Genomic DNA, 22,808 nt, shown 5'->3' on the forward strand with positions numbered 1-22,808 from the left:
TTCACTTCACCCCTCCGGCCGTCAGGCCTCCGACCAGGAACCGCTGGAACACCAGGTACAAGACCACCACGGGCAGCGCGCAGACGAGCGCGGAGGCCATCAGCTGCCCGTACAGCGGGATGGCGCCGCCCTCCTGGGTCGCCCCGAACACCTGCAACGCCACGGCGGCGGTGCGGGTGTCCGCGTTGGTGATGACCGAGGCGAACAGCACGTCGTTCCAGCCGAGCAGGAACGCGAAGATGGCGGCGACGACGAGGCCGGGCCAGCTGAGCGGGATCACGATCGAGCGCAGGATCCGCCACGACGAGGCCCCGTCGAGCCGGGCCGCCTCGTCCAGCTCCCTCGGCAGGCCGCGCAGGTAGGTGACCATCACCCAGGTGGAGAACGGCAGCGCGAAGGTCAGGTAGGTGACGAACAGCGCCCAGCGGGTGCCGATGACGTCGATGCCGAGGACCCGGGCCAGGTTGGCGAAGAGCACGAAGACCGGCAGCAGCATGAGGGTGCCGGGGATGCTCTGCAGCGCCAGCAGCCCGCGCAGGACCAGGCCACGCCCCAGGAAGGTGTACCGCACCAGCACGTACGCCGTCGCGACGGCGACCAGCGCCGAGATGACCGCGACCGCCCCGGCCACCAGGATCGAGTTCGCCAGGCCGTCGCCGAGCTCGACGGTGTCCCAGATGCGCAGGTAGTTGTCCGGGTGGAAGGCGGTGGGCAAGAAGTCGCCGCCGGCCACCGCCAGGTCGTCGTTGACGCTCGCGAAGAGCATGTACAGCACCGGCGTGAGCACGAACACCAGCAGCACGGCGATCACCACTGCCTGCACCGGGCGGGGCAGCAGCCGCTGCACGTCAGTCTTCATCGCGGTTGAGCCTCACCGCTCGCAGGTACACCGACAGCGGGACGGCCACCAGCACCAGTGACAGCACGGCCATCGCGGCGCTGAGCCCGAACTTGAAGTTCTGGAAGCTCTCCACGTAGGTGAGCACGGGCAGCACCTCGACGTCGTGCGGGGCGGGGACGCCGAAGAGCACGTACGGCAGCGTGAAGCTGTTGAGCACGTGCAGGAACTCGATGACCATGCCCAGGCCGAGCACCCCGCGCAGGTGGGGCAGGATGACGTAGCGCAGCTTGGCCCACCATTCGGCGCCGTCGAGCGCGGCGGCCTCGTGCACGTCGTCGTGGATGCCCTGCAGGCCGGACAGCGCCAGGAGGTACAGCAGCGGCCACGACGTCCACAGCTGGGCGAGGACCAGGACCCAGTAGGCGCGCGGCCCGTTGAGCCACAGGTACTGCTCGCCGAGCAGCGCGTTGGCCGGCCCGCTCGGCAGCAGGATGGTGCGCCACACGGTGCCGACGACGAAGGCCGGCAGCACGTACGGGACCAGGAACGCCGAGCGCACCAGCCCCCGCCCGGCGAAGCGCTGCTGGGTGGCCAGCGCCGCGAGCAGGCCCAGCGGCACCGCGGCCACCGTGACGATCACCGAGTAGCCGACGGTGACCCGGATGGCGTGCGGCAGCGCGGTCTCCTGCCACGCCTTCACGTAGTTGTCGAGGCCCACGCCGGGCGCGTCGGTCCACTGCCGCAAGGTGTACTGGTTGAGGTCCAGCGTCGACACCAGCACCGCCACCGCGAGCGGCAGGACGATCACGACGAGCAGCAGGACGCCACCCGGCGCCAGCATCCACAGTGGACGCTGACGCCGGCTGACGGCCCGGCGGGCCAGCGTCGTCACTTCGCCTCGTTGACGGCGCTCTGCGCATCCTTCTGGGCGGCGGCCACCAGCGACTTCAGGTGCCCTTCGTCGACCTTGCCGGCCTTGAGGTCGGGTATCGACTGCACGACGACGTTGAGCAGGGCCAGCTGCACCTTGCTCCAGCCGCCGTTGAACGGCGTCCCGGCCGACTTGCCGGCCGAGTCGACGATCGCCGCGAGCGCCGGGTCGGCCTGCAGATCCTTGGCCGCGGCCGCGTTCGTGGGCAGGTCGCCGAACGTCTTGTAGTACGACTTCTGCTGCTCGGCGCTCGTGATCAGCTTGACGAAGGCCAGGGCGAGGTCCTTGTTCTTGCTGTACTTGGCCACCACCAGGTTGTCGCCCGACAGGATGCTGGTCGCACCCACGCCGCCCGACGGCAGGCCGGTCTGCCCCGGGGGCACCGTCGGCATGACGGCGTACGCGTACTTGCCCGCCACCTGCGACTTGTCCAGGGTGACCTTGCTCGACGCCGACACCATCGGCAGGAACGCCGCCTTGCCCGCGCCGAACTCGGCGATCGCCTGGGCGTTCTTCCAGCCCACCGACGCCGGGTCGACGACCTTGTCCTGCGCCAGCCAGCCCAGGTACGTCTGGTAGGCCTTGAGCGTCGCCGGGTCGTCCAGCGACGCCTTCTTGCCGGCCACGAGCGGGTTGCCGGCCTGGACGCTCATCGCCCAGATGAACTTCCACGGGTCGTAGCCGTCGGCGTAGGCGATCGCCATGCCGTAGGTGGAGCCGCCGGTGAGCTTCTTGGCCTGCTCGCGCAGCCCGTCCCAGGTGGTCGCGGGCTTGTCGATGCCGGCCGCCTTGAGCAGGTCGGTGTTGTACGCCATGACGAACGGGCGGCTGGCGAACGGGATGCCGACCTGGTGCTGCGCGTCGGGCCCGGAGATGCCGAACGTCGCCGGCAGGAAGTTGTCCTTGCCGCCGACCTTCTGCCAGTCCGCGTCCTGCAGTTCCACGAACGCCCCGGTGGCGTAGGCGGTCGGGGTGAACGTGGTGCCCAGCGCGTAGATGTCCGGGCCCTGCCCCGACACGACCGACGTCTGGATCTTGGTGAGCTCCTCGTTGGCCGACGCGAACGTCTCGAACTTCACCTCGGCGCCGGTCTGCGCCTTGAACGCGTTGCTGATGTCGGTGAACCACTGCTTCTGCTGCTGCGGGTAGATCGTGTTGGCGCCCATCAGGACGTTGAGCGTCTTACCCTTGCCGTCCAGCGGGTTGCCGCCGCCGCTGTCGTTGCTCTTGCCACAGCCGGCGAGCGCGAGCGCCACCACCGCCGCTACCGCGATGATCTTCGATTGATTCATAGGGGTGTCCACTCCTCAGTGAGCGGTGGGCCGCCGGATGACCTGGGGGTGTCGGCGGAACCCATCGATGCTGCTTGACCAGCGGATCGAGCGGACGCTATCAGTGTGGCAAAAGTCATGGCAATCGTTTGCCATCTTTTGCCAAATCTGCTTGGCTTTCCGCCATGCCGCCCCGCGGGACAGACGGGACCCGCCCCGTCACCATCAACGACATCGCCACGGCCACCGGCGTCGCCGCCTCCACCGTCTCCCGCGCCCTGAACAACCCGGGCCGGGTCAACGCCGCCACCCGCGAGCGCATCGAGGCCGCCGCCCGCGAACTGCGCTACGTCCCCAACTCCCCCGCCCGCGCCCTGTCCTCCGGCCGCACCCGGGCCATCGCCGTGCTCGTCTCCGACGTGACCAACCCGTTCTACTTCGGCGTCATCCGCGGCACCCAGGAACAGCTCAAGGCGGCCGGCTACGCCCAGCTGCTCATCGACACCGAAGACACCGGCGAACTCGAGGCCGAGATGCTGCACAAGATGCGCCGCTCCCTCGACGGCGCCATCCTCGCCGCCTCCCGCCTGCCCGACCGCGAACTGGCCCGCCTGGCCGGCGAGATCCCCCTCGTCACCATCAACCGCAACGTCCCCGGCGTGCCCAGCGCCATCATCGACACCCCGGCCGGCATCGGCCAGGCCGCCGAGCACCTACTGTCCCTGGGCCACCGCAACATCGCCTACGTCTCCGGCCCCCAGCGCTCCTGGCCCAACGAGGCCCGCTGGCACGCCATGCGCGCCGTCGCCGCCCGCCACCGCCTGACCTTCACCCGCGTCGGCCCGTTCCCGTCCGGCCGCGGCTCCGGCCCGGCCGCCGCCGACGCCGTGCTCAACACCCGCGCCACCGCCTGCATCGTCTTCAACGACCTGCTGGCCATCGGCATCCTGCAGCGCCTGCGCGAGCGCCACGTCCGCGTCCCGGAGGACCTCAGCGTGGTCGGCTGCGACGACATCTTCGGCGCCGACTTCTGCCACCCGCCGCTGACCACCCTGACCGCCCCGATCGAACAGGCCGGCCGCGTCGCCGTGTCGATGCTGCTGTCCCGGCTGGACCGCACCGCCGCCCCGTCCCCCACCACCCGCCAGCAGGTCATGCTCCCCGTCCACCTCACGGTCCGCGGCTCCACCGGCCCCGTGCCCGCCCCCGCCTGACGCGCGGCGCGGGCCTGGGCGCACGGGACCGAGCCGCCGTCGCCGTCGCCGGTCCGCGGGAGTTACGGGACGCGGGCGACGACGGCGTACAAGGCGGCGTCGGCCAGCGGCGGGCGGTCGGACTCCGGGACGGGGTTGCGCCACTCCACGACCGGCGCGATGCCCGGCTCGACGATGTCCAGGCCCTCGAGGAAGGCGGCGATCTCGTCCTTCGAGCGGGGCACGGCGTCGAGGCGCAGGCGGCCGGCGCGGATCTCGGCCTCGACGTGGGCGCGCAGGGCCGGGTCGGCGAAGTCCGAGGTGCCGTGGGTCATCACCACGTAGCTGCCCGGCGGCAGGGCGTCGATCAGGTGGCGGACCGTCTCGCGCGGGTGGTGCTCGTCGAAGAGGAAGTGGACGATGGCGATCAGCATCAGGGCGATCGGCTCGTCGAAGTTCAGGGTCTGGCGGACGCTGTCGTGGGCCAGGATCGCGGCGGGGTCGCGCAGGTCGGCGTCGATGTAGGCGGTGGCGCCCTGCGGGGTGCTGCTCAGCAGCGCGCGGGCGTGGGTCAGCACGATCGGGTCGTTGTCGACGTAGACGATGCGCGAGTCCGGGGCGATCGACTGGGCGACCTCGTGGGTGTTGTCGGCGGTCGGGATGCCGGTGCCGATGTCCAGGAACTGGCGGATGCCCGCCTCCTCGGCCAGGTACTGCACCGCCCGCCGCAGAAAGGCCCGGTTCTCCAGGGCCGTGGTGCGGATCGCGGGATACACCTTGGCGATCGCGTCACCGGACTCCCGGTCGGCGGCGAAGTTGTCCTTGCCGCCCAGCCAGTAGTTGTACCGCCGGGCCGGGTGGGCAACGCTGGTGTCAATGCGCTCGAGGCCGCCGGTGTCGGTCATGGCTACGTATCGTAGAACACCACTGCCTCAGCGCGTGAGCCGTCCGAGCATCGCCGAGGCCACGAACACCGCGACCGCCGCCGATCCGACCAGCACCCCGAAGTCCAGCAGCAGGTGGGCGTGGGTGCCGATCAACAGGCCGCGCAGGGCGTCGACCTCGTAGCTCAGCGGGTTGACGTGGTTCAGCACGCGCAGCCAGCCCGGCATCACCGCCACCGGGTACAGCGCGTTCGACGCGAAGAACAGCGGCATCATGATGGCCTGACCGATTCCCATCATCCGGTCGCGCTTGAGCACCAGGCCGGCCAGGGTGATCGACAGGCAGCAGAAGAACGCCGAACCCAGCACCAGCACCACCGCGGTGCCGAGCAGCCGCAGCGGGTTGGCGCTCAGCGAGACGCCGAGCACCGCGGCCAGCACGAGCACCACCACGGCCTGCACCAGGGCGCGGATCCCGGCGGCGAAGGCCTTGCCGGTCACCAGCGCGGCGCGGGGGGTCGGCGTCACCATGAGCTTCGCCAGTACACCCGCGTCCCGCTCCCAGATGATGTGGATGCCGTAGAAGATGGACACGAACAGCGCCGACTGGGCCAGGATGCCCGGCGCCAGGAAGTCCAGATACGGGATGCCACCCTTCGGGATGGCCCGCAGATGCGTGAACGTCTGGCCGAAAATGATCAGCCACAGGGCCGGCTGGATGGCACGGGTGATCACCTCGGTCCGGTCGCGGCGCAGCTTCTGCAGTTCCACGAGGCACATCGCCACGACGCGGGTCATCAGCACCCGCACCGGGCCGGCGGGCCGCCCCTCAGCCGAGCCGGCGTGCGGTGCGGCGAGCTGCGCGGACATCGCTGAACCCTCCCGAGTCGAGATCATCGCCGGTGTACTGCCGGAAGACGTCGTCCAGGCTCTCCCCCGCCACCGAGGCGATGAGCTCCGGCGGGGTGCCGAGCGCGCGGATCCGGCCGCGGTGCATCAGCGCCACCCGGTCGCAGAACTCCTCGGCCTCTTCCATGTAGTGCGTCGTGACCAGGACCGTCATCCCGGTCTCGGCCCGCACCTGGGTGATGCGCTCCCACACCCCGGCCCGCGCCACCGGGTCCAGCCCGATCGTCGGCTCGTCGAGGACCAGCAGGCGCGGGGCGCTGACGAGGGCCTGGGCCAGCTCCAGCCGGCGGATCATGCCGCCGGAGTACGTCGACGCCGGCCGGTCCGCCGCCTCGCGCAGCCCCATGGCCTCGATCGCGGCGTCGGCCCGGGCCCGGCGCTCGGCCCGCGGCACGTCGAAGAGCCGGGCGAACAGGGCGACGTTCTCGCGGCCGCTGAGCGCGGCGTCGGCGGAGAGGGCCTGCGGCACGTACCCGATGAGCCGCCGCACCGCCATCCGGTTGCGCCGCACGTCGAGGCCGAAGACCGCGACCTTCCCGGCCTGCGGCGGCAGCAGCGTCGTGAGCACGCGGATCGTGGTCGTCTTCCCGGCGCCGTTCGGCCCGAGCAGCCCGAAGATCTCGGCCGGGCGCACGCTCAGCGACAGGTCGTCCACCGCCAGCGTCTCCTTGAACCGGTGCCGCAGCCCGGCAATCTCCACCGCCGCCGAGGTCATACGCCCCTTCCCCCGTCACGTTCCGTAGCGCTTCCTAGGAAACTAGGATCTGAAGCACCAGCCACCGCGGAGTTCAGCACGTCGGTCAGGTGGGCCAGGGCCGGCATGGCGGCGTCCAGGGCGGCCCGCTCCCCCGGCTCCAGCGCGCCCAGCGCCGCGGACAGCAGGGCCATCCGCGCGGCCCGCCAGGCGGTCAGGCGGGTCACCGCGGCCGGGGTCAGGAACAGCTGGGCCGAGCGGCGGTCGGCCGGGTCGCGTTCGCGGCGCAGCAGGCCGGCCTCGGTCAGCTGGTTGACCAGCGTGCTCACCGAGTTGCCGGCCAGCCGCAGCTGCTGGGCGGCGGCGCCCACCCCGATGCCGGGGGCCGACTCGACCAGGCGCAGCACCTCCACCTGACTGCCGGTCAGCTCCTCGACGTCGAGGCCGGCCCGGACCCGCCGGCGCAGCACCCGGCGCACGCCGTTGAGCTGCGCGGACAGGGACTCCGCCAAGGCTTCGTGATCCACACGGCCAATATACCTCGTTAGCAGAGCTAATTACGAGGGACGACAGCGCTCAAGCGGAAGGGAGATCCAGGCAGTACTGGTCGCGGGTCTTCTGGAAGCCCAGGCGGGCGTAGTACGGCGCGACCATCCCCGGCGGCGTGAGCACCCGCCGGAAGCCGTGGGCGGTGAGCTGGCCGCTGCGGCGGAAGACGAACTCGCCGGGGCTGAGGTCGCGGTACCGCTGCGTGACGTAGTCCAGCTCGACCTGCGCCACCGACGGGTCCTGCGGGTCGGGGCGCAGCATGAGCACGCCCACCACCTCGTCGCCGTTGAGCGTCAGGAAGGCGAGGCGATGCTCCTCGTCGAACCGGAACGCCGGGTTGAACTTGGCGATGTCGGCCCAGTGCACCCGCACCACGTGGGCCAGGAAGTTGTCGTCGGTCGCGACCTCGACGACCTGGTACGTGCGCTCGTCGTGGCGCGTGCGCACCAGCGAGTACAGCTGCCAGACATTGATGCCGGCCAGGGTGAGGTTGAGGCCGACCATCGGCCAGACCTGGACGCCGGCGTTGTAGACGACCAGGATCAGCGAGCCGACCAGGTTGAACGCCCGCAGGCGCAGCAGGCGCCGCTGCAGCAGCGACCACACCAGCAGCGCGGATCCGGCCCACCCGACCGCTTCGAACCAGGTCATGACTCGCGCCACCCGCGGGTGTACAGCACGCCGAGCTTGGCGGCGACGGCCCGCTCCACGTCGATGCCCATGGTGTGGGCGGTGACGAAGGCGGTGATGACCACGTCGGCCAGTTCCGCCTCCATGTCCTCGAAGGTGCCGGTGCGGCGGGCCAGGCCGTAGTAACGGCGGACCGCGCCGACGAACTCGCCGGCCTCCTCGGCCAGGGCGAGCGCCTGGCGCAGGTGCGGCGCCTCGGTGAAGCCGGCCTCGGTCAGTTTCGCGGCCACGTCGGCCGCCGCCCGGGGCAAATCCTCGAGCGCGAAGGGGCGGGGGTTGTCCACAATGCTCAGCATGACGGAACTACCCGCCGAGTTCCGCACGACGATCACCGGCCTGGTGCGGGCGGGCAAGGTCGACGAGGCGCGGGCGCTGCTGCCCGGCGAACAGGAGTATTGACAGATATCTGTCAGTCAGGTTACCTGTCTTTCAACCTTCGGCGGTTCCGTCCGCTCGCCGTCGGGAGACCGTCCCCCGAGTCTTCCTAGGAGCCTGCCCGTGACCAGGTACCGCATCCCGCTCATCGCGGTCGTGGCCGTGGCGCTGTCACTGACCGCCACCGCCGCATTCGCCCTCACCACCTCCGGCAACGCGGCGCTGGCCGCTGGGCCGACCGCGAGCCAGCTGCTGGCCAAGACCCAGACCTGCAGCCAGGTGTCCAACGGCAAGTACGCCACCGACGACGGCGCCCCGGACACCGTCGCGATCTGCAAGAGCGGCTCGGCGTACTTCTGGACCGCCGACATGGACATCGACTGCGACGGCATCAGCACCTCGCGCTGCAACGCCTCGACCGATCCCTGGTACCAGCCGCAGACCTCGTTCTCGACGTCCACCGGCTCGTACTTCACCTCGGACGTGACCCGCTACTACGTCATCCCGCTGCCGAGCTCCCGCTTCGACTACGGAGCGAACGGCATCCGCCCCGGCGCCGTCGCGGCCGTCGTCTACAACAACCAGGTGGCGTACGCCGTCTTCGCCGACGAGGGCCCGAACAACATCATCGGCGAGGGCTCCTACGCGCTGGCCACGGCGCTGGGCATCGACCCGAACCCGGCCAGCGGCGGCACGGCCGGCCCGGTCACCTTCATCGTCTTCCCGAGCAGCGTCCCCAGCCCGGTCGAGTCGAACACCGCCATCGACAACACCGGCGCCGCGGCCGCCAGCGCCTGGGTCGGCAGCAACCCGACGGGCGGCCCGACCACCCCGACCACCGGCCCGACGGGCAGCACGGGCCAGATCGTCGGCTACGGCAACAAGTGCGTGGACGTCGCCAACGCGAGTTCCGCCAACGGTACGGCGGTACAGCTCTACGACTGCAACGGCACCACCGCCCAGCGCTGGACCCGCGCCTCGGACAACACGCTGCGGGCGCTGGGCAAGTGCCTGGACGTGACCTCGGCCGGCACCGCCAACGGCACCAAGGTCCAGCTGTACGACTGCAACGGCTCCAACGCGCAGCAGTGGACGCGCAGCGGGCAGACGTACGTCAACGCCGGCTCCGGCAAGTGCCTGGACGCGACCGGGCCCAGCTCCGCCAACGGCACGCGGCTGCAGATCTGGACGTGCGGCGGCGGCGCCAACCAGAACTGGTCCCTTCCCTCCTGACGCCGCACCGGGGGCCGGGCTCGCACGGGCCCGGCCCCCGGCCGCGTCAGCGGCGGCCGCCGACACGGTCTCGAAGGCGGCGAACCAGCGCCGGGGAGACCAGCAGCCGCCGACACGGTCCCGAAGGCGGCGGACCAGCGCCGGGGAGACCGGCGGCCGCGAGCGGGTCAGCGGCGGCCGTCGATGCGGTCGCGGAGACGGCGGACCAGCGCCGGGGAGACCGGGGCGGACCAGTCGCCGTCCGGGCGGACCGCGCTGCCGGAGTGAAACGCCCGCACCCCCGCCCCCGCCAGGGCGGGCAGGTGGGCGTCGCGCAGGCCGCCGCCGGCCAGCAGCAGCGCCCCGTGCGCCGCCGCCTCGCCGGTCAGCACGGCCAGGCCGCCGCCGCCGACGCCGGCCGGGGAGCCCCCGGTCAGCACCGCGTCCAGGCCCGGGCGGCCGGCGAGGGCCCGCCAGGCGTCCGCGCGGGAGGCGGCGTGGTCGATGGCCCGGTGGAAGGTCCACGGGGCGTCGCCGGGGGCCAGCTCGTCCAGCGCCGCGGTGTCGACGGCGCCGCGCGGGTCCAGGAAGCCCAGCACGAGCTCGGTGGCGCCGGCCGCGCGCAGTTCGCGGGCCGTGCGGCGCAGCGCCGGGAGGTCGGCGGCGAAGCCCGGGGTGGTGCGCAGCATCACACGCACCGGGATCGCGACGGCGGCGCGCACCGCGGACACCGTCGCCGGGGCCGGGCTCAGGCCGCCGGAGGCCATGTCGCTGACCAGTTCGACCCGGTTCGCGCCGCCGTCAGCGGCGTTACGGGCGTCGATGGCGTCCAGCACGATGATCTCCAGGAGCATGCCGCAATCCTTGCAGGCCGCGGGTGAAGCAAAGCTTTCGTGAAGAAGTCACTCAGTGGTTTCCTTCGCCGGATTAGCGTGCGAACCATGGTCCGCCGTCAGTCCGCCCTGGCGATCACGCTGGTGGCCACCGCGATCGCCGTCCTGCTGGTGCAACTCGTCGCGCTGCCCCTCCTGCTGCTGCCGCACGATGCGCGGTGGGGCTGGCTGCTGGTCCCGATCGCGCTCACCACGATGCCGCTGTGGTCGCTCATCCACGAGGGGATCCACGGCACCCTGCTGCGTCACCGCGGCTGGAACGACCGGCTCGGGCGGACGCTCGCGGTCGGCTACGGCGGGCCGTTCACCCTGCTCAAGGCCGGGCACCTGCTGCACCACCGGTACAGCCGCACCCAGCGGGAGCGCACCGAGGTGTACGACCCGCAGCGCTCGTCCTGGCTGGCCGCCGCCCGCACGTACTACCCGCGGCTGCTCGGTGGCCTGTACCTCGCCGAGCTCGCCTCCGTGGTGCTGGTCCTGCTGCCCCGCCCGGGCTGGCGGATGCTGGTGCGCAGGACGGACTCGCTGGACTCGGTCACCGGGCTGCTCTTCGAGCGGGTCGCCCGCCGCGACAACCTCCGCAGGTTCCGGCTGGAGGCGCTGGCGGTCGTCGTGACGTACACCGGATCCACCGTCCTCTACAGCCGGCACGCCTGGATGCTGTGGAGCGCGGTCGGCGCCCGGGCCGTGATCGTGTCACTGGCCGACAACGCGTACCACTACCGCACCCGCCTGGAGCGGCCCCTCGAGGCCATGAACCTGCGCCTGCCCCGGCCACTGGAGCTCTTCGTGCTGGCGTTCAACCTGCACAACGTCCACCACCGCCACCCGGGCCTGCGCTGGCACGAGCTGCGGGCCGCGTTCGTGGCCGACGGCGACGAGTCGCACCTCGGCTGGTTCGCCGCGCTCGCCCGGCAGCTGCGGGGCCCGATCCCGCTGACCGCGGACGAGGTGCGCCCGCTCCCGCCCGCCGACACGGCGCCGCAGTGGCCGGCGCAGGTGCCGGCCACGCCTTCGACGGGCCGCTGAGCCCGGCGGTCGATCACGCCCGGGCCGCGAAGTGCAGCTCCGGGTCGGCGATGCGGCCGTGGCGCAGCAGCTTCACGTCCGAGTGGTAGCTCATCGACGTCAGCCACGGGGCCCGGTCGCCCTGCCGCGGCAGCAGGTCCAGCGCCCGCTGGATGTAGCCGGCGCCGAAGTCGAGCAACGGCCGGGTCGCCATGCCCGGGTCGGCGGGCTCGGGCCGGCACACGTCGTAGCCGTGCGCGTCCATGTGCGCGAGCACGCGGCAGAAGTACTCGCACAGCAGCCCGATCTTGAGCGTCCACGACGAATTCGTGTAGCCCATCGCGTACGCCAGGTTGGGCACCCCGGACAGCATCACGCCCTTGTAGGCAAGCGTGCCGGGCAGGTGCACCGGCGTGCCGTCGACGCTGATCGCCACCCCGCCGAAGGCCTGCACGTTGAGGCCGGTGGCGGTCACCACGACGTCGGCGGGCAGTTCCTCGCCCGACTCCAGGCGCACCCCGGTCTCCGTGAAGCCCGCAATGCGCCCGGTGACCACGGACGCGGTGCCCTTGCGCAGGGCCCGGAACAGGTCGCCGTCGGGCACCAGGCACAGCCGCTGGTCCCAGGGGTGGTACGGCGGGTTGAAGTGCTCGTCGACCGGATACCCCTCGGGCAGCTGCTTGGCGTTGACCCAGCGGATCAGCCGGCGCGCGGTGTGCGGGTGCTGCTGGCAGAAGCGCCAGATGGCCCGCTGCCGGGCGATGTTGAACCGCCGCACCGCGCGGTGCGCCCGCTCGGGGCCCAGCAGCCGCCGCAGCCGCGCGGCGAGGGCGTCGCGGGACGGGGCCGGCAGGATGTACGTCGGGGTGCGCTGCAGCATGGTGACGTGCGCGGCGGTGCCGGCCATCGCGGGCAGGATGGTGACCGCGGTGGCCCCGCTGCCGATGATGACCACCCGCTTGCCCGCGTAGTCGAGCTCCTCCGGCCAGGCCTGAGGGTGCACGACGGTACCGCGGAATCCCTCCACGCCCTCGAAGGCCGGGGTGTAGCCCTCGTCGTAGCGGTAGTACCCGCCTGCGCAGAAGAGCCACGCGCAGGTCAGGGCGGTGCGCTCGCCGGTGTCGGCCCGCTCGATCTCGACCCGCCAGCGGGCCTGCGGCGTCGACCAGTGCACCGCCACGACCCGGTGGTGGTAGCGCACGGCCCGGTCGATGCCGTGCTCGGCCGCGGTTTCGCGCAGGTACGTCAAAATCGCCGGCCCGTCGGCGATGGAGCGCTCGTCGCGCCAGGGCCGGAACTCGTACCCGAACGTGTGCAGGTCGGAGTCGGAGCGCACGCCCGGATACCGGAACAGGTCCCACGTCCCGCCGCTGGCCGCCCGGGCCTCGAGGATCGCGTAGCTGCGCCGCGGGTGCTCGCGCTGCAGGTAGTAGGCGGCGCCGATACCGGACAGCCCGGCGCCCACGATGACGACGTCGAGGTGTTCCAGCTCCGGCGGGGGCATGTCTTCAGCCTGCGCGCCGCGGCCGCCCGGACCAAGGGGGAAATGCATCACATTCACCCCTTTGCGCTGCTGCGGATTGCTACGCCTGCCTGCCCGGCAACGCCCCGCGCGTCGGCGTCGCCCTGGAGCTCGCCACAGGACGCCATGCGCGGCAGGACACGGCGCCGGGCGGGCGGCTTCTCCTCGGCGCCATCCGGGCGGGCGTGCACGGCGATCGCGCGGCGGCCGGCCTCGTCGGGGGCGTCCACCGCGACCCTGATCGCCAGCCCGCGCGCGGCCCAGCCCTAGCGCAGCAGCGACGTCCCGGCGTCCGCCCCCAGGCCCAGCAGGGGCGCGGTCGTCGGGCAGCGGCGGGACGTGCAGTCCCGGGCGTGGGCCCGGTAGGCGCCGCGGCCGATCAGCACGACCGTGACCGCGAGGGGGCGCAGCGGCCCCCTGGACCAGAACCGCCGGGTGCTGGCGGCCCGGCGCAGCGCCCGGTCCAGGCTCGTCGTGAACTGCGTGAACTCGTGACTGGCGGCGTGGTCCGCCGAGGGCCAGTCGAGGCGAACCGCATAGCCGAGCGGATCGGTCAGGTGCATCGTCACCACCCCCACCTCAGGCAACGATCGAAGACGTCCTAATGATACTCGAACATGTGTTCTAATGTCGGGGTCGTTCGGGCTCAAACGGGTTAGAGCGAGATGTCGCGGGCCAGGCCGAGCTCCGCGGCGCCTGCGTCATCGAAATCCCAGGTGTCGTCGGTCAGCTCGTCGCCGAGGTGGTCGTCGATGCGGCCGAAGTCGGCGCCGTCGAAGTCGGGGGTGTGGGCGGGCGCCGCCGCCGATAGGTCGTCGGTGCTCATGCCAGCATCGTCCGAGATCACCGGGCCGGGCACAACCAACGGGGCACGAACAGGCACCTGCTGGTAAAACTGCTGCCGTGACGCACTTCAGCAGGCTCTACGCGATCGTGATCGACGCACCGCGCCCGGACCACGAGGCCACGGTGGCGTTCTGGTCGGGGGCGGCCGGCGCCCAGCTCGAGATCGTGCCGCAGCATCCCGCGTTCCACGGGGCCAAGCTGCCCCACCACGACATGCTGCTGCTGGCCCAGCGACTCGGCGACGGGCCGTCCCGCGTCCACCTCGACTTCCACACCGACGACCTGGACGCCGAGGTGGCCCGCCTGGAGGCGCTCGGCGCCACGCGGGTGGAGCGGGCCGAGCACTGGCAGGTCATGCGCGACCCCGCCGGCCTGGTCTTCTGCGTGGTCCTCGATCGTCCCGGTACCCTCAGCGAGGACAACGCCGTCCGCTGGAACTAGGAGGTGCCCCCACATGACCCGCGCCCTCTCGCGCCGACGGCTGCTCAGCGCCGGGCTGGTGGTCGGAGGCGCCTCGCTGGTCGCGGGCGACTCCGTGGTCCGCGCCACGCCGGCGCTGCTGAGGGCGGAGCCGCGGCCCGCGCCGTCGCCGTCTGCGACGCCCCCTCCTCCGCCGCCCACGGCCCCGCCGATGGCGCCCCTCACGCAGCCGGTGTTCACGCTCGCGGAGTACCGCAAGGTCGTGCCCGGCCCGGACTTCCCGCCCAACGCCGTGGCGCTGACGATCGACGACGGCCCGCATCCGATGTGGACGCCGAAGGTGCTCAACCTGCTGGAGCGCTACCACGTGCCGGCCATGTTCTGCCTGATCGGCAACCAGGTCCTCGGCCACGAGCCGCTGGCCCGCAACGTGGTTTCCGCCGGTCACCAGATCGCCAACCACACGTGGAGCCATCCGGCCGGGATCGCCGGCCTGTCGCCGGAGAAGGTCCAGCAGGAGATCGACCGGGCCCAGGAGAAGATCTACGACACCACGGGCCAGGTGCCCACGGTCTTCCGCTCGCCCGGCGGCGCCGTATCGCCCGCGGTCTTCGCCGCCGCCGCGCAGGCCCGGATGACCCCGGTGAACTGGGACGCCGACCCGCGCGACTGGACCAAGCCGGGCACCGGCGCGATCGCGCAGCGGCTGATGGCCGCCCGCCCGGGCGACATCCTGCTGTGCCACGACGGCGGCGGCGACCGCTCGCAGACCTGCGCCGCCCTGAGCACCGTCATCCCGGCGCTGCTGGCCCGGGGCCTGCAGTTCGTCGCCCTGTAGTCGCGCGAGCTACCGGAACCGTGCCATGTCGGCCGGTTCCCGCGCCGCCGGGCCCGGCGTTGCCGCACCGTCGCTGCATGCCGTCGAACCGCCTCGCCCCCAGCCTCGCCGCCGCCCTGGCCGCGCTCGCCCTGACCGGCTGCGCCAAGCACGCCGCCGGCCCGACCGCCGCAGCCGTCGCCTCCTCGCAACCGGCGCCTGCCGCCTCCGCGACCGTCTCCGCGCCGGCGCCCACCACCGCGCCGTCGCCGTCGCACGCGTCCGCCGCCGCGTCGCCTTCCCACGCGCCGGCCGCGCTGCCGGACATCTGCCGGCTGCTGACCAAGGCGGAGGTGACCGGACTGACCGGCGAGCAGGTGACGCTGATGACCGACGACGGCGGCAGCTCGCCGACCTCGCGCTACTGCCAGTGGCAGCTGTCCCGGGGCCAGCTCACCATCACCGTGAGCCTGGAGACCCGCGAGAACTTCGACATCCGCGACCGGCAGGCCACGCCGGTGGCCGGGGTGGGCGCCGCCGCCTACTCGCTCAGCGGGCACCTGTTCATCTGGGAGGACGGCCGCAACGTGGACGTCTACGCCAGCCCGAAGTCCAGCGACGCGGCCAACCTGGCCGTGGAGCGCCGCGCCGCCGCCGAGGTCCTGCCCCGCCTGGCCGGCCGGTGACCTCGACCGTACGGCGCCACCCCGACCCGCTGGGCCGTGCTGAACCCGCAAGGCCCGGGCCCGCCGAATCGCGAGGCCCGGGCCCTGCTGAGCTGAAAGAGCTGAAGGAACTGAAGGACGGGAGCGGTCAGGCTACCGTGTTGCGCCAGGACCGGCCGCTGCGCTCGATGAGGCGGTTGGCGTCGGTCGGGCCCCACGAGGCGGCCTCGTAGGTGGGGATGGGGCTGGTGTCCTCGGCCCAGCGCTCGATGATCGGGTCGACGATGCGCCAGCACTGCTCGACCTCGTCGGAGCGGATGAACAGCGTGGTGTCGCCGATCAGGGCGTCGAGCAGGAGGCGCTCGTAGGCCTCCGGGGACTCCTCGCGGAAGGTCTTGTCGTAGGAGAAGTCCATGCTCGCCGAGCGGACCCGGAAGGAGTGGCCGGGGACCTTGGCCCCGAAGCGCAGGGCGATGCCCTCGTCCGGCTGGATGCGCAGGATCAGGGCGTCGGGCTGGAGCTCGGTCAGCTGGGAGTCCGGGATCGGCAGGTGCGGCGGGCGCTGGAACTGCAGGGCGACCTCGGTCACGCGGCTCGGCAGGCGCTTGCCGGTGCGCACGTAGAACGGCACGCCGGCCCAGCGCCAGTTGTCGACGTCCAGGCGCAGCGCGGCGTACGTCTCGGTGCGCGACAGCGGGTCGACGCCGGGCTCCTCGCGGTAGCCGGGCATCAGCTCCTCGCGGGTGCCGCCGCGGGTGTACTGGCCGCGCACGGCGATGTCGTCGATGTCGCGGCCGCGCGGGAGGCGGATGGCCTGCAGGAGCTTGACCTTCTCGTTGCGCACGGCCTCGGCCGAGAACGACGCCGGGGGCTCCATCAGGGCCAGGGCGAGGACCTGCAGCACGTGGTTCTGCACGATGTCACGCATCGCGCCGGCGTGCTCGTAGAAGCTGCCGCGGGTGCCGACGCCGAGCGTCTCGGCGACGGTGATCTGGACGTGGTCGACCCAGGTGCGGTTCCAGATGGGCTGGAAGATCGCGTTGGCGAAGCGCAGGGCCAGGACGTTCTGGACGGTGTCCTTGCCCAGGTAGTGGTCGATGCGGAAGACCTGCGACTCGTCGAAGGCGGCGTGCACGGTCTGGTCCAGCTGCTTGGCGCTGCGCTCGTCGTGGCCGTACGGCTTCTCGATCACCAGGCGGGAGAAGGAGCCCTCGGTGGCCTGGTGCAGCCCGGCGCCGGCGAGGCCGTTGATGACCAGCGGGAACGCCTCGGCGGGGGTCGAGAGGTAGAAGATCCGGTTGCCGGAGGTGCCGCGCTGCTGGTCGAGCTCGTCGAGGACGGTGGCGAGACGCTTGTAGGTCTCGGGGTCGTCGTAGCCGCCGGCGATGTAGCGCACGGCGCCGGCCAGCTGCGGCATGCCGGACAGGCCGCGGTCGCCCAGGACGGCGTGGATGAACTGCTCGTCGTCCATCGGGGTGCGGGCCACGCCGACGACGGCGAACCGCTCGGTCAGCCGGTTGTGCCGGGCCAGGCTCTCGATCGCCGGGATCAGCTTGCGGCGGGTCAGGTCGCCCGACGCGCCGAAGATGACCACCGTCGCCGGCGGGGCGTGCCGGTTGTCGGATTCCTGCAGGACCGTGCCGCTGGACATGGGTGAGCCTCTCCGTCGGACTGCCGCCGTGACATTACGAGTCAACCGAAGCAGGCAGCAACGATTCCACAACGTGACCGGCGTCTCTGCCAGACCACCGTCAAGCCTAGGCGGTGAGGCCGGGCCCATGGGACGGCCGCGCGCCACAACACGGACAGCCGACAGCCACTCACCCTTGCGGCGTGGTAACTTGACGTAGGCAAGATCAAACGGAGAGTAATCGGGGTATGCGATGTCGATCACGCCGATAGCGCCGGCCACCACCGTCACCAACGCCGCCACCACCAGCGCGGCCACGGCGACCCCCACCTCGCGGGACATGCAGCAGGACCTCGAACAGCAGCGCCTCGAACAGCAGCAGCGCCTGGCCGACCAGCGAGTGGATCAGCAGCGCACCGACGACCTGCAGCGCATCGACCAGCAGCGGACCGACCGGCAGGCCCAGGTCCAGCGGCAGCACGACGACCAGCAGCAGCAGCAGCGCCTCGACGACCAGCAGCGCATCCAGCAGCAGCTGGACCTGGAGGCGCGGCTGCGGCAGCGGGCCGAGGACTCCCGCGGGAACTTCGACGCCATCCAGCAACAAAGGCTGCAGACTCAGAGCCTCTTCACCGGCCGTTTGGACGTCTACCTGTAGGTCGCGCGCGCGGTAACTTGTCTGCTCGAGGGCGAATCGAGCGGGGAGCGTGTGCCGGGTGGAGCTGTCGATCAGCGTGCTCGGCGACCTGACCGCGATGCTGCGCGGCGAGCCCGTCGACCTCGGCGGACGCCGCCAGCGCGCGGTGCTGGCCGTGCTCGTGCTCAACCGCGGCGACATCGTGCCGGCCGACCGGCTCGTCGACTGCGTGTGGGGCGACCGCCCACCGGCCAGCACCGCCGGGGCCCTGCAGGCCTACGTCTCGCACCTGCGCCGCCGCCTGGAGCCCGGCGGCACCGCGCGGGCCCGCGGCAACGTCATCGCCAGCCGCCCGCCCGGCTACGCCGTCGCCCTCGACGAGGAGGCGGTCGACGCCTGGCGCTTCGACGCCCTCGTGCACGGCGCGTTGCGGCTGCGGTCGTACGCCGAACAGCGCGACCTGCTCGACGGGGCGCTGCGCCTGTGGCACGGCCCGGCGTACGCGGAGTTCGCCGACGAGCCCTGGGCGCAGGCCGAGGCGGCCCGGCTGGGCGAGCTGCGCGAGGTGGCCCGCGAGGAGGTCCTGGCCGCCCGCCTGGCCCTGGGCGAGAGCGCGGTGCTCGTGCCGGAGCTGGAGGCGCTCGTCGCCGATCAGCCGCTGCGGGAGAAGCGGTGGCGGCTGCTGGTCGTGGCGCTGTACCGGGCACACCGGCAGGGCGACGCCCTCGGCGCGCTGCGGCGGGCCCGCCAGACGCTGTCCGATCAGCTCGGGGTGGACCCGGGCCCGGCCCTGCGCGCCCTGGAGGCCGAGGTCCTGGCCCAGTCCCCCACGTTGAACGCCACGCCGGTCATATCGTCTGAAGCGGTCGAGGTCACGAAAAATCCGGCGCAGGCGCCAGATTTTTCGGACATATCAGCATTTCGTGGGGCGGCAAACCCGGCTGAAGGCCCGCATACCGGTGCGAATCCGGCGCAGGAGCGAGCGGTGGAGCCGGCGCCGGAAACCGGTGCGGGCGGGCGGGCTCCGGGCGGTACCGATGCCGGATCCCGGGGGCGGGAACAGCTCGTCGACCGCGAACGCGAGGTCGCCGCGCTGCGCGACGCGGCCGACGACGCCTTCGCCGGGCTCGCGCGCCTGGTGCTGATCGAAGGCCCGGCCGGGATCGGCAAGAGCCGCCTGCTCACCGAGGCCCGCCGCATCGCCGCCGCGCGCGGGGCGCTCGTGCTCACCGCCCGCGGCAGCCAGCTGGAGAAGGAGTTCGGCTTCGGCGTGGCCCGGCAGCTGTTCGAGGCGCCGCTCACCGACCCGGCGGCCCGGGAGCGGCTGCTGTCCGGGGCGGCGGCGTCGGCGACGGCCGTGTTCGACCTGACCGGGGAGGCGCAGGGCCGGGGGGATCACACCTTCGCCGCCCTGCACGGGCTGTACTGGCTCACCGCCAACGCCGCCTCGGCCCGCCCCCTCACGATCGTGGTCGACGACCTGCAGTGGTGCGACACGGGGTCGCTGCGGTTCCTGGCGTACCTCGTGCGGCGCCTCGAGGGCATGCCCGTGCTCGTCGTGGCGACCCTGCGCACCGGCGAGCAGTACGACGACGAGGCACTGCTGGCCGAGCTGCAGGTGGACCCCGCCACCACGGCGATCCGGCCCGGCCCGCTCAGCGTCGCCGGGGTCGCCGACCTGGTCCGCGAGGGCCTCGGCGAACCGGTCGAGGACAGGTTCGTCGCCGCCTGCCACCGCACCACCTCCGGCAACCCGCTGCTGCTGCGCCAGCTGCTGCGGGCCCTGGACGCCAGCGGGGTCCGGCCGATCGCCGCGCACGCCGGGACGGTGACCGCGGTCGGCTCCCGGGCCGTGTCGAGCATGGTGCTGTTCCGGCTGCGCCGCATGCCGGCCGACAGCACCGCCGTCGCCCGGGCCGTCGCGGTGCTCGGCGACGGGGCCGGGCTGCCGAGCATCGCCGCGCTGGCCGGGGTGGGCGAGCCGGCCGCCGCCCAGGCCGTGGCCGCGCTCGCCCGGGCCGAGGTGGTCCGGCACGAGTACCCCGTCGCCTTCGTCCACCCGCTGGTCCGCGACGCCGTCTACCAGGACCTGCCGCCCGGCGAGCGGCAGCTGCAGCACGAGCGGGCGGCCCGGGCGCTGGCCGCCGCCGGGGCCGCGGCCGAGCAGATCGCCGCGCACCTGCTGCAGATGCCCGAGCGCGGCGAGGCCTGGGTGGTCGAGGTGCTGCGCGCCGCGGCCGGCACGGCGCTGCGCCGGGGCGCGCCGGACGGGGCCGTCGCGTACCTGCGCCGGGCCCTCGCCGAGCCGCCGGAGCCCGCGCTGCGCCCCGCCGTCCTGCTCGCCCTCGGCCAGGTCGAGACGCTCGGCGACGGGCCGGCCGCGATCGCCCACCTGCGGGCCGCCTACGACGACCCGGCGACCGACCCGGCCACGTTCGCGGCGGTCGCCCGGATGCTGCTGCACACGCTGATCTTCGCCGGGCCGGAGGGCAACGCCCCGGCGTTCGCCCGGCAGGCCTCCGGGCGCCTCGCCCCGCAGTTCGCCGACGAGCGGCAGGCCATGGCCGCGCTGGAGCGCACGGCGACGTACATGTACAGCGGCGACGCCTTCGTCTCGGGCGGCTCCGGCACCGAGATCGCCGGCGACGGCCTCGGGGCCCGGATGCTCGCCGCGAACCGCTCGTGGGAGATGTTGGCCCGCGGCGAACAGCGCGACGAGGCGGTCCGGCTGGCCCGCTTCGCACTGGACGGCGGGGCCCTGCTCGACGGCGACCCGGGCCTGTTCTGGGTGATCGCCGGCGTGGTGCTCGAGGCCGCCGACGCCGGATCCGGCACGCTCTGGGACGACGCACTGACGCTCGGGCACACCCGCGGCTCGCTGTTCACGGTCCTCGCCGCCCACCTGTGGTCGGGCTGGCGGGAGTGGCAGCGCGGCGACCTGCCCGAGGCCGCGCACCGGCTCGCCGCGGCCAACGAGCAGAGCCTCGCCTGGGGCGGGGTGCCGGCGCTGGGCATCGCCTACGGCGAGGCGTACCTCATCCGGGTCCTCGTCGACCAGGGCCGGCTGGCCGAGGCCCGCGCCTACCTCGACACCCACCGGGACCGGCCGCGGGTCGGCGACGGGGTGCGGCTGGTCACGCAGGCCCACGCCGCACTGCTCATGGCCGAGGGACGGCCCGCCGAGGCGCTCGCCGTGCTGCCGGCCGGGCCGTACGCCGGCAACCCCCAGTGGTTCGAGGAGCGCAGCCTGCGCGCCCAGGCCCTGGCCGCGCTCGGCCGCGGCGCCGAGGCCCTCGCCGCGGCCGAGGAGGACCTCGCCGTGATGCGGGCCTGGGGCAGCCGGCGGGCCGTCGGGCGGGCGCTGCGCCTGGCCGGAGAGCTCGCCGCCGACGAGGACCGGCTGCGCGAGGCGGTGGACCTGCTCGGCGCGACCGAGGCCCGGCTGGAGTACACCCGGGCCCTGCTCGCCCTCGGCCGGGTCGTGGACGACCCCGTCGACCTGCTGCGGGAGGCGCTCGAGCTGGCCGAGGAGTGCGGGGCGCTGGGCCTTCGGGCCGACGTCGCCGCCGCGCTGAGCACCCGCGGCGAGGACGTGCCGGCCGAGCCGCCGGTCCAGCTCACCACCGGCGAGCGGCGGATGCTCGCACTGGCCGAGGGCGGGGCCGACGAGCGGGAGATCGCCCAGCAGCTGTTCCTCACCCCGGGCACGGTGCGTGACACCCTCGCCGCGATCCGCCGCAAACGGACGACCGGCTGACACTCGGCTCACGTCGTCCTCAGGTCGGCCGCAAGTGCGGCCCAACCGTCCGGCCGCACCGTGTTCGCCATGACCAGCCTTGCGAACTCCCTGCGCGGCCTGTGCGGCGGCGCGGTCCACCTTCCCGGCGACCCGGGCTACGACACGGCCCGCATGCCCTGGAACGTCGCCGTCGACCAGCGCCCGGCCGCCGTGGCCTTCCCCGCCGACGCCGCCGAGGTGGCCGACGTCGTCCGGGCCGCCCGGGCCGCCGGCCTGCGGGTCGCCCCGCAGGGCACCGGCCACCACGCCGGCCCGCTCGGACCCCTGGACGACGTCGTGCTGCTGCGCACGTCCGCGATGACCGCCGTCACCGTCGACCCGGCCCGGCGCACCGCCCGGGCCGAGGCCGGCGCGCTGTGGATCGACGTGGTCGAGCAGGCCGCCCCGCACGGCCTCGCCGCCCTGCACGGCTCCTCCCCCGACGTCGGCGTCGTCGGCTACTCCCTCGGCGGCGGCATCGGGTGGTACTCCCGGCAGCACGGCCTGCAGACCAACAGCCTGACCGCGATCGAGCTGGTCACCGCCGGCGGGGAGCCGGTGCGGGCCACCGCCGGCGCCGAGCCGGACCTGTTCTGGGCCCTGCGCGGCGGCGGCGGCAACTTCGGCGTCGTCACCGCGGTCGAGTTCGACCTCTTCCCGATCACCACCGCCCACGCCGGCTGGCTGGTCTGGGACTGGCGCGAGGCGGCCCGGGTGCTGCCGGCCTGGGCCGAGTGGGCCGTCGCCGCCCCCGACCACGTCACCACCGCGGCCCGGCTGCTGCAGGTCCCGCCGGTGCCGCAGCTCCCCGAGGCCGTCCGCGGCCGGCAGCTGCTCGTCGTCGACGGCGCGGCGCTGGGCGACCCGGCCGTGCTCGCCCCGCTGTGCGCGCTCAAGCCGGAGATGGACACGTTCGCCGACGTGCCCGCTCCGGCGCTGTCCCGCCTGCACATGGACCCCGAGGGCCCCAGCCCGTCGGTCGGCGCCGCGGCCATGCTCGGCGACCTCGACGGCGCCGCCTTCGACGCGCTGCTCGGCGCGGC

At 73.1% G+C, this 22,808-nt stretch carries 24 protein-coding genes; 9 read left to right on the forward strand and 15 right to left on the reverse strand.

Annotation, left to right across the window (positions count from 1 at the left end; all coding sequences use genetic code 11):
- Window position 1: 1 nt before the first annotated feature.
- From AB0M46_RS39605 to AB0M46_RS39615, 3 genes are read right to left on the reverse strand one after another with little or no spacing between them, the layout of a single operon-like run.
- Window positions 2-859, reverse strand: a complete 858-nt coding sequence (locus AB0M46_RS39605; protein ID WP_363344962.1) for a carbohydrate ABC transporter permease — start codon at window positions 857-859, stop codon at window positions 2-4.
- On the reverse strand, window positions 849-1,733 hold the full coding sequence (locus AB0M46_RS39610) for a sugar ABC transporter permease (RefSeq protein ID WP_363344964.1): 885 nt from the start codon (window positions 1,731-1,733) through the stop codon (window positions 849-851). Before AB0M46_RS39610 ends, AB0M46_RS39605 begins: the two co-directional genes overlap by 11 nt.
- On the reverse strand, window positions 1,730-3,064 hold the full coding sequence (locus AB0M46_RS39615) for an extracellular solute-binding protein (RefSeq protein WP_363344966.1): 1,335 nt from the start codon (window positions 3,062-3,064) through the stop codon (window positions 1,730-1,732). The genes AB0M46_RS39610 and AB0M46_RS39615 overlap by 4 nt, the downstream gene beginning before the upstream one ends.
- Window positions 3,065-3,228: 164 nt before the next feature.
- On the opposite strand from AB0M46_RS39615, the gene AB0M46_RS39620 reads away from it, so the two are divergent.
- Window positions 3,229-4,257, forward strand: a complete 1,029-nt coding sequence (locus AB0M46_RS39620) for a LacI family DNA-binding transcriptional regulator (RefSeq protein ID WP_363344968.1) — start codon at window positions 3,229-3,231, stop codon at window positions 4,255-4,257.
- A 62-nt stretch (window positions 4,258-4,319) separates the two neighbouring features.
- Here AB0M46_RS39620 and AB0M46_RS39625 read toward each other — a convergent pair whose 3' ends face one another.
- The 6 genes from AB0M46_RS39625 to AB0M46_RS39650 are packed head-to-tail and all read right to left on the reverse strand — an operon-like array spanning window position 4,320 to window position 8,258.
- Window positions 4,320-5,141 (reverse strand): SAM-dependent methyltransferase, encoded by an 822-nt coding sequence (locus AB0M46_RS39625; protein ID WP_363344970.1) that lies wholly within the window; start codon window positions 5,139-5,141, stop codon window positions 4,320-4,322.
- Between the two features lie 27 nt (window positions 5,142-5,168).
- Window positions 5,169-5,990 (reverse strand): ABC transporter permease, encoded by an 822-nt coding sequence (locus AB0M46_RS39630; protein ID WP_363344972.1) that lies wholly within the window; start codon window positions 5,988-5,990, stop codon window positions 5,169-5,171.
- On the reverse strand, window positions 5,950-6,744 hold the full coding sequence (locus AB0M46_RS39635) for an ATP-binding cassette domain-containing protein (protein ID WP_363344974.1): 795 nt from the start codon (window positions 6,742-6,744) through the stop codon (window positions 5,950-5,952). The genes AB0M46_RS39630 and AB0M46_RS39635 overlap by 41 nt, the downstream gene beginning before the upstream one ends.
- Window positions 6,741-7,250 carry a MarR family transcriptional regulator gene (locus tag AB0M46_RS39640; RefSeq protein WP_363344976.1) on the reverse strand — a complete coding sequence of 170 codons (510 nt, stop codon included), beginning with the start codon at window positions 7,248-7,250 and terminating at the stop codon, window positions 6,741-6,743. The genes AB0M46_RS39635 and AB0M46_RS39640 overlap by 4 nt, the downstream gene beginning before the upstream one ends.
- A 49-nt stretch (window positions 7,251-7,299) precedes the next feature.
- Window positions 7,300-7,923 carry a hypothetical protein gene (locus tag AB0M46_RS39645; RefSeq protein ID WP_363344978.1) on the reverse strand — a complete coding sequence of 208 codons (624 nt, stop codon included), beginning with the start codon at window positions 7,921-7,923 and terminating at the stop codon, window positions 7,300-7,302.
- The gene (locus AB0M46_RS39650; protein ID WP_363344980.1) at window positions 7,920-8,258 is read right to left on the reverse strand and encodes a MazG nucleotide pyrophosphohydrolase domain-containing protein; all 339 of its coding nucleotides are present in this window, start codon (window positions 8,256-8,258) and stop codon (window positions 7,920-7,922) included. The genes AB0M46_RS39645 and AB0M46_RS39650 overlap by 4 nt, the downstream gene beginning before the upstream one ends.
- A gap of 202 nt (window positions 8,259-8,460) precedes the next feature.
- On the opposite strand from AB0M46_RS39650, the gene AB0M46_RS39655 reads away from it, so the two are divergent.
- Window positions 8,461-9,570: a ricin-type beta-trefoil lectin domain protein gene (locus AB0M46_RS39655; protein WP_363344982.1), complete on the forward strand. Its 1,110-nt coding sequence runs from the start codon at window positions 8,461-8,463 to the stop codon at window positions 9,568-9,570.
- Between the two features lie 167 nt (window positions 9,571-9,737).
- Here the strand turns inward: AB0M46_RS39655 and AB0M46_RS39660 are convergent, their stop codons facing one another.
- On the reverse strand, window positions 9,738-10,403 hold the full coding sequence (locus AB0M46_RS39660; RefSeq protein WP_363344984.1) for a copper homeostasis protein CutC: 666 nt from the start codon (window positions 10,401-10,403) through the stop codon (window positions 9,738-9,740).
- Between the two features lie 87 nt (window positions 10,404-10,490).
- On the opposite strand from AB0M46_RS39660, the gene AB0M46_RS39665 reads away from it, so the two are divergent.
- On the forward strand, window positions 10,491-11,471 hold the full coding sequence (locus tag AB0M46_RS39665) for a fatty acid desaturase (protein ID WP_363344986.1): 981 nt from the start codon (window positions 10,491-10,493) through the stop codon (window positions 11,469-11,471).
- Window positions 11,472-11,484: 13 nt separating this feature from the next.
- Here AB0M46_RS39665 and AB0M46_RS39670 read toward each other — a convergent pair whose 3' ends face one another.
- From AB0M46_RS39670 to AB0M46_RS39685, 4 genes are all read right to left on the reverse strand, one after another.
- Window positions 11,485-12,954: an NAD(P)/FAD-dependent oxidoreductase gene (locus AB0M46_RS39670; RefSeq protein WP_363344988.1), complete on the reverse strand. Its 1,470-nt coding sequence runs from the start codon at window positions 12,952-12,954 to the stop codon at window positions 11,485-11,487.
- Window positions 12,955-13,007: 53 nt separating this feature from the next.
- Window positions 13,008-13,202, reverse strand: coding sequence for a hypothetical protein (locus AB0M46_RS39675; RefSeq protein ID WP_363344990.1), 195 nt, complete (start codon window positions 13,200-13,202; stop codon window positions 13,008-13,010).
- Window positions 13,203-13,238: 36 nt separating this feature from the next.
- Window positions 13,239-13,541 (reverse strand): hypothetical protein, encoded by a 303-nt coding sequence (locus AB0M46_RS39680; protein ID WP_363344992.1) that lies wholly within the window; start codon window positions 13,539-13,541, stop codon window positions 13,239-13,241.
- Between the two features lie 86 nt (window positions 13,542-13,627).
- A complete protein-coding gene (locus AB0M46_RS39685) occupies window positions 13,628-13,798 on the reverse strand; it encodes a hypothetical protein (RefSeq protein WP_363344994.1) in 171 nt (56 codons plus the stop codon).
- Window positions 13,799-13,875: 77 nt separating this feature from the next.
- Here AB0M46_RS39685 and AB0M46_RS39690 point away from each other — a divergent pair, with 77 nt between their 5' ends.
- From AB0M46_RS39690 to AB0M46_RS39700, 3 genes are all read left to right on the forward strand, one after another.
- Window positions 13,876-14,259 carry a VOC family protein gene (locus AB0M46_RS39690; protein WP_363344996.1) on the forward strand — a complete coding sequence of 128 codons (384 nt, stop codon included), beginning with the start codon at window positions 13,876-13,878 and terminating at the stop codon, window positions 14,257-14,259.
- Between the two features lie 13 nt (window positions 14,260-14,272).
- The gene (locus AB0M46_RS39695; RefSeq protein ID WP_363344998.1) at window positions 14,273-15,076 is read left to right on the forward strand and encodes a polysaccharide deacetylase family protein; all 804 of its coding nucleotides are present in this window, start codon (window positions 14,273-14,275) and stop codon (window positions 15,074-15,076) included.
- Between the two features lie 77 nt (window positions 15,077-15,153).
- Complete coding sequence (locus AB0M46_RS39700) at window positions 15,154-15,741, forward strand: DUF3558 family protein (protein ID WP_363345000.1); 588 nt, start codon at window positions 15,154-15,156, stop codon at window positions 15,739-15,741.
- A gap of 127 nt (window positions 15,742-15,868) precedes the next feature.
- Here the strand turns inward: AB0M46_RS39700 and zwf are convergent, their stop codons facing one another.
- Window positions 15,869-17,371 (reverse strand): glucose-6-phosphate dehydrogenase, encoded by a 1,503-nt coding sequence (zwf, locus tag AB0M46_RS39705; protein ID WP_363345002.1) that lies wholly within the window; start codon window positions 17,369-17,371, stop codon window positions 15,869-15,871.
- Window positions 17,372-17,603: 232 nt separating this feature from the next.
- Here zwf and AB0M46_RS39710 point away from each other — a divergent pair, with 232 nt between their 5' ends.
- The 3 genes from AB0M46_RS39710 to AB0M46_RS39720 all read left to right on the forward strand — a co-directional run.
- On the forward strand, window positions 17,604-18,008 hold the full coding sequence (locus AB0M46_RS39710; RefSeq protein WP_363345004.1) for a hypothetical protein: 405 nt from the start codon (window positions 17,604-17,606) through the stop codon (window positions 18,006-18,008).
- 58 nt (window positions 18,009-18,066) lie between these two features.
- Window positions 18,067-21,744, forward strand: a complete 3,678-nt coding sequence (locus AB0M46_RS39715; RefSeq protein WP_363345006.1) for a BTAD domain-containing putative transcriptional regulator — start codon at window positions 18,067-18,069, stop codon at window positions 21,742-21,744.
- Between the two features lie 69 nt (window positions 21,745-21,813).
- On the forward strand, window positions 21,814-22,808 hold a 995-nt coding region (locus tag AB0M46_RS39720), incomplete at its 3' end, for an FAD-binding oxidoreductase (RefSeq protein ID WP_363345008.1).

Source organism: Dactylosporangium sp. NPDC051485 (genome assembly GCF_040682015.1).
In the GTDB taxonomy this organism is placed as follows: Bacteria; Actinomycetota; Actinomycetes; order Mycobacteriales; family Micromonosporaceae; genus Dactylosporangium.